6 protein-coding genes are annotated in these 4,098 nt (G+C 67.2%); 3 read left to right on the forward strand and 3 right to left on the reverse strand.

All coding sequences use genetic code 11. The features are described 5' to 3' along the window. The first annotated feature begins 370 nt into the window (after positions 1-370). Together AB0J58_RS44250 and AB0J58_RS44255 are read left to right on the forward strand one after the other, a co-directional pair. Entirely contained in the window at positions 371-703 is a 333-nt protein-coding gene (locus AB0J58_RS44250) for a hypothetical protein (protein WP_364227683.1), read from the forward strand. 5 nt (positions 704-708) lie between these two features. Next, the gene (locus AB0J58_RS44255; RefSeq protein ID WP_364227686.1) at positions 709-876 is read left to right on the forward strand and encodes a hypothetical protein; all 168 of its coding nucleotides are present in this window, start codon (positions 709-711) and stop codon (positions 874-876) included. A 116-nt stretch (positions 877-992) separates the two neighbouring features. Here AB0J58_RS44255 and AB0J58_RS44260 read toward each other — a convergent pair whose 3' ends face one another. The 3 genes from AB0J58_RS44260 to AB0J58_RS44270 form a co-directional block, all read right to left on the reverse strand. Continuing rightward, positions 993-2,003 (reverse strand): TIGR04500 family putative peptide maturation system protein, encoded by a 1,011-nt coding sequence (locus AB0J58_RS44260; protein ID WP_364227689.1) that lies wholly within the window; start codon positions 2,001-2,003, stop codon positions 993-995. Next, the gene (locus AB0J58_RS44265) at positions 1,984-3,006 is read right to left on the reverse strand and encodes an MvdC/MvdD family ATP grasp protein (protein ID WP_364227692.1); all 1,023 of its coding nucleotides are present in this window, start codon (positions 3,004-3,006) and stop codon (positions 1,984-1,986) included. The genes AB0J58_RS44260 and AB0J58_RS44265 overlap by 20 nt, the downstream gene beginning before the upstream one ends. Positions 3,007-3,161: 155 nt before the next feature. Next, positions 3,162-3,329 carry a putative ATP-grasp target RiPP gene (locus tag AB0J58_RS44270; protein WP_364227695.1) on the reverse strand — a complete coding sequence of 56 codons (168 nt, stop codon included), beginning with the start codon at positions 3,327-3,329 and terminating at the stop codon, positions 3,162-3,164. A gap of 345 nt (positions 3,330-3,674) precedes the next feature. On the opposite strand from AB0J58_RS44270, the gene AB0J58_RS44275 reads away from it, so the two are divergent. After that, positions 3,675-4,022 carry a response regulator gene (locus AB0J58_RS44275; protein WP_364227698.1) on the forward strand — a complete coding sequence of 116 codons (348 nt, stop codon included), beginning with the start codon at positions 3,675-3,677 and terminating at the stop codon, positions 4,020-4,022. Positions 4,023-4,098 lie beyond the last annotated feature (76 nt).

A 4,098-nucleotide genomic window follows, 5' to 3' on the forward strand; every position in this document is an offset into this window, starting at 1 on the left:
TACCGCAGCGACCTCATTGATGGCTGCCTCGCGGGAACCGGCCTGGCCCTCACACCGGCATAGCCACTCACGACGTCACGAGTTCAACCTCAGTAGTATGCACGTCGCGTTTTCCGGAAAATCGTGGTGTCCGCCTCACCTGCCGAGTATTGTGAGCCGCCCTCATTTTGCTTTCTTCCGTCCGGCCCCGACGGGGGCGGGCGCTCACCGGGAGGGTGCGGAATGCCCAAACGACCGTTTTTGGAATGCCTCGCCCACTACACCCTCTGGCCAGACGCCCGCTCCACCCTGGCGACCGCCACGCCCTGACCGTCGTTCGCGGGAGGCGCCCTCGCCGTGATCCGTTCCCGGCTGGGCACCGGGAAATGGTATGAAATATTCCGATGACAACGGGGTTGGGGAGACGATTACCGTTCGGCGCCGTGTCCGGTCCCGTCGGCCGGAGGTGCTCGCGGCGCTGGTTCCGGCGGTGGCGGCGATGGCCGTCGGCCTCTGGAGCGTCACCACGCCCTCGTACTGGCGCGACGAGTCGGTCAGCGTGCTAGCCGCCTCGATGCCCATCGCCGACCTGTGGAATCTGCTCGACGCCATCGACCGGGTGCACGCGCTCTACTACCTCCTGCTGCGGCCGGTCGCCGCGATCTCGACCGGGGAGCTGGCCAGGTCACACCGAGAACCGCCGCGCAGTTCACCGCCGCGCTGAGAGACGTGAGACGGATCTGGGTGGTGACCGGCGGCAGGAAACACAAGAACAGTGCCTTCGTGGAGGACGACGAACGGTACCTGGCCCTCATAGGCAACCGCGACTTCACACTGAAGTCCACCGACGACTTCGGATACTCGTGGTTCGGCCTCTACGTCCGTAAGAAGGGCTGACGGTGGCCTGTCGAGGCGATCCGGCGGGCCACCGCACGTGGTCGGCGAGGAAGGCGCCGACCTTCACGCCCGCCGCGCACGTGTTCCGGGAGATTCCCGGCCGGTGTCCGCGAGTGTCACAGCGCGTCGGTTCGGGCCGTGTTACCCCAGAACCATTCGATCTTGGCGGACCTCCGCCGCTCCGCGATCCACTCGTCGAACAGGCGCCTCGCGACGAGCTGTCGCGTCCGGTCGTCCAGCACGGCCGACTCCACCGACAGCACCTTGACCACCGCGAACTCGTTCCCCAGCGTCACCGGCCCGAGCGTGTCCCCGGCCCGCACCGAAGCCGCCGCGTCCAGCCCCAGCTCCTCGGCGGTGAGGTCGGCGAACAGGTCACCGGTGCCCCGTCCGGCCGAGAACTCGCGTTCGGCCACGGTGTAGAAGTCGGCGCCGCTCAGCACCTCCTGCGCCGCGTCCCGCGCGAGGGCCTGGTCGGAGTAGACGAGCCTGGCGACCCGGACGCGGTCGAACTCGTTCTCGTGCTCGGCGAAGTACGGCTCCACCCGCCCGGCGGTCACCCGGTCACGCAGCCGCGCCACGGCGGCCTCACCGGCCACGAGTTCTCTCAGGTCCCGGACGGACAGGTCGCGCAGTTCCATCCATTCGCGGGTGGCCTGCGCGGTGACCAGACCCCGTGACCTGCGGAAAGCGTCCACGGCTTCCTGGATCTCGGCGTCCGAGAAGGTGACGGGCGACTGGTGGAGTTCCTCCTGGAGCAGACAGGCGGTGATCAGCCTGTCGGTGAGACGGGCCTCGTCCCAGAGGAAGTCCAGTTGGGCGATGGCCTCGGCGACCTGCATGTCCACGCCGTTCACCCGGAGCAGGAGCAGTTCACTCGCCCGGTGCACGCCCCGCAACGGCCACGGCAGTGCCCGATCCGGGCACCAGGACAGCGATGTGGTCCCGTGCTCCGGCTGCCTGATCAGGAGATCGTAGTGAAGGGAGCCGTCGTACTCCTCCCGCTGCCAGAGCAGCCGGAAAACGACCTCGGGATACCGTTCCCGCAGCTCGTCCAGTGCCTCGCGGGCCCGCTCGGGTTCGAGCTCCTGGACGCGCAGCAGGAACTCACGCGCGTGACTCAGCACCGTCGGCCTCCTTCGGGGTTGGTGTGCCGCCGTGCAGCAGCATGTCGCAGAGCGCCTCGCTGATCGGAAGGCCGGTGGCCTCCTCGATCCAGAGCCACTGGCCGTTCGGGTTGATCTCAAGGAACACGTAGCGGCCGTCGGGCGTCAGGATCAGGTCGATGGCCCCGTACACCAGGCCCAGCTCCCGGACCAGGCGCACACACCGCTCGGTCAGCTCGGGTGGCAGCTCGTGCACGGCGTGCCGGGTCATGGCCGAGTCGTACCGGCGCCAGTCGAACCTGGTGTGGTTGCTCTCCTGCGAATGGATCTCGGCGGCGAACACCCGGTCGCCGACCACCGTCACCCGGAGTTCCACCTGTTTGGGGACGTACCCCTGAATGATCATCGGGGCGAACCGGATGGCGTCGGCGTAACCGATGTCACGCGGGGAGACCAGTTCCGACAGTCGGCTGACGTTCTCTCCGTCGTTCTTGGGCGCCCAGGGCATGTGGAGCGGCTTGGTGATGATCCGGCCTTCGTGACGGTTGTAGAAGTCGAGAAACTCGTCCGGATCATTAGTGATCAGAGTCGAGGGACACTCGAAGCCGAGCCTGCCCGCCAGGGCGAGCTGGGACGGCTTGCGCCCGGCGATCTTGAGGATCTCGAAGGGGCCCGGCACCATCAGGCAGTCGAGCTGGTTCCACAGGTCACCGGTGAATATCGCCAGCTCCTTCTCCAGATGAGCCCGTGTCACCGGGTCGGCGATCTCCGGATGGCACACGGGAGACTGGGGGCGGCGGGTCCACAGCGCTGTCAGACCATCGAGGTCCACCCGGCGTGATTCCGTGCGCAACGTCCGCCGCACCTGACCCGAGGGCTCATAGGAGATGTCGATGACGGCCTTCGCCGGATAGTCCTCCGGATCGAAGATCACTACGTCCGCGCCGCGCCGGGCGAGCAGTTCACTCATGTGTGAGGCGTGGGTGTCATCGGGCTGAGTGAGCACAAGGATCTCACCTGACATGTTGGGCTTCCCCCAGTTGGAACGCGCGGGGCGGCTCTCTTCGGGCACGCCCCGCGCGGTTCATCTCAGTTCAGACCGATCACGGGTGGGCGTCGGTGGGGATGGTGCCGCCGATGACCGGAGTGAACTTGCCGCTACCGTGTTGGCGACCGCGATCAGAAGTCGGGGTCGCTGGAGACGGTGCCGTCGCCGGCGCCAGTGATGCCGTCGATGACCTTGCTGGACCTGTTCGCGGGCGGGCGGCCGCCGCTCACCAGGCGCAGGTCGTTCTCGTTCAGCTCGGTGCCGGTCGCGGCGATGTCGTCAATCTTGATCTCGGACATTCGTTTTCCTTCCCCGGCCGCCTCGCGGCGGCGTCTGATGGATTCCTCACCTCGCGGCGAGGAATCTGTCTCACCGGTCTCAGAGGCCCCTGCCTCCTGGTCCGGCGCTGAGATTCAAACTAGGAGCGCCCACTTGTCGATGCCTTGTGGCTCACTGGGATGCGATGAAAACCCGCAAACCCCTTCCATTCGGCTCGACCAGCGCTTTGACCTGCGAGAAGGGGGTGCCTTGGGGGCCAACACCTGGGTGTGGACCGGCCTCGGCCGCGCGGTGGCGTGCCAGGGCGTCCTGGGATTACGGCTAGCTGTAATGCGCGGATCGGCCTTCATCGCGATCCTGGGTCTGTGACCCTGCGTTGCCTCATCGTCGACGACGACGACCGCTTCCTGGAGGTCGCCCGGGACCTGCTCGGGCGAGAGGGGATCAGCGTCGTCGGTGTCGTGTCCACGAGCGCCGTGGCTCTCCGGCGGGCCGCCGAGCTGCGCCCTGACGTCGTGCTCGTCGACATCTGTCTCGGCGACGAGAGCGGCTTCGATCTCGCGCGGCTGCTCGCGGAAGGGGCCCTGGAGGGCGGGTCGAGCGTGATCCTGGTCTCGGCGTACGCGGAGACGGACTTCGCGGACATGATCGCGGCCAGCCCGGCCGCCGGGCTCCTGCCGAGGGACTGTACAAATAACGGCTCTGTCCCGTAATCGGTGGTAGCCATGCGTCACCGGTGCCAGGCTGGGGTGTGCTGGAGATCGACGCTCTTGCGGGTGTGGTGTTTTC

Origin of the sequence: Streptosporangium sp. NPDC049644 (genome assembly GCF_040675205.1) — a bacterium.
Lineage (GTDB): Bacteria > Actinomycetota > Actinomycetes > Streptosporangiales > Streptosporangiaceae > Streptosporangium > Streptosporangium fukuiense.

Bases quoted from the DNA above. Each gene is read 5' to 3' on its own strand.
- AB0J58_RS44250 (WP_364227683.1), top strand. From the start codon at position 371: ATGAAATATTCCGATGACAACGGGGTTGGGGAGACGATTACCGTTCGG.
- AB0J58_RS44265 (WP_364227692.1), bottom strand. From the start codon at position 3,006: ATGTCAGGTGAGATCCTTGTGCTCACTCAGCCCGATGACACCCACGCC.
- AB0J58_RS44270 (WP_364227695.1), bottom strand. From the start codon at position 3,329: ATGTCCGAGATCAAGATTGACGACATCGCCGCGACCGGCACCGAGCTG.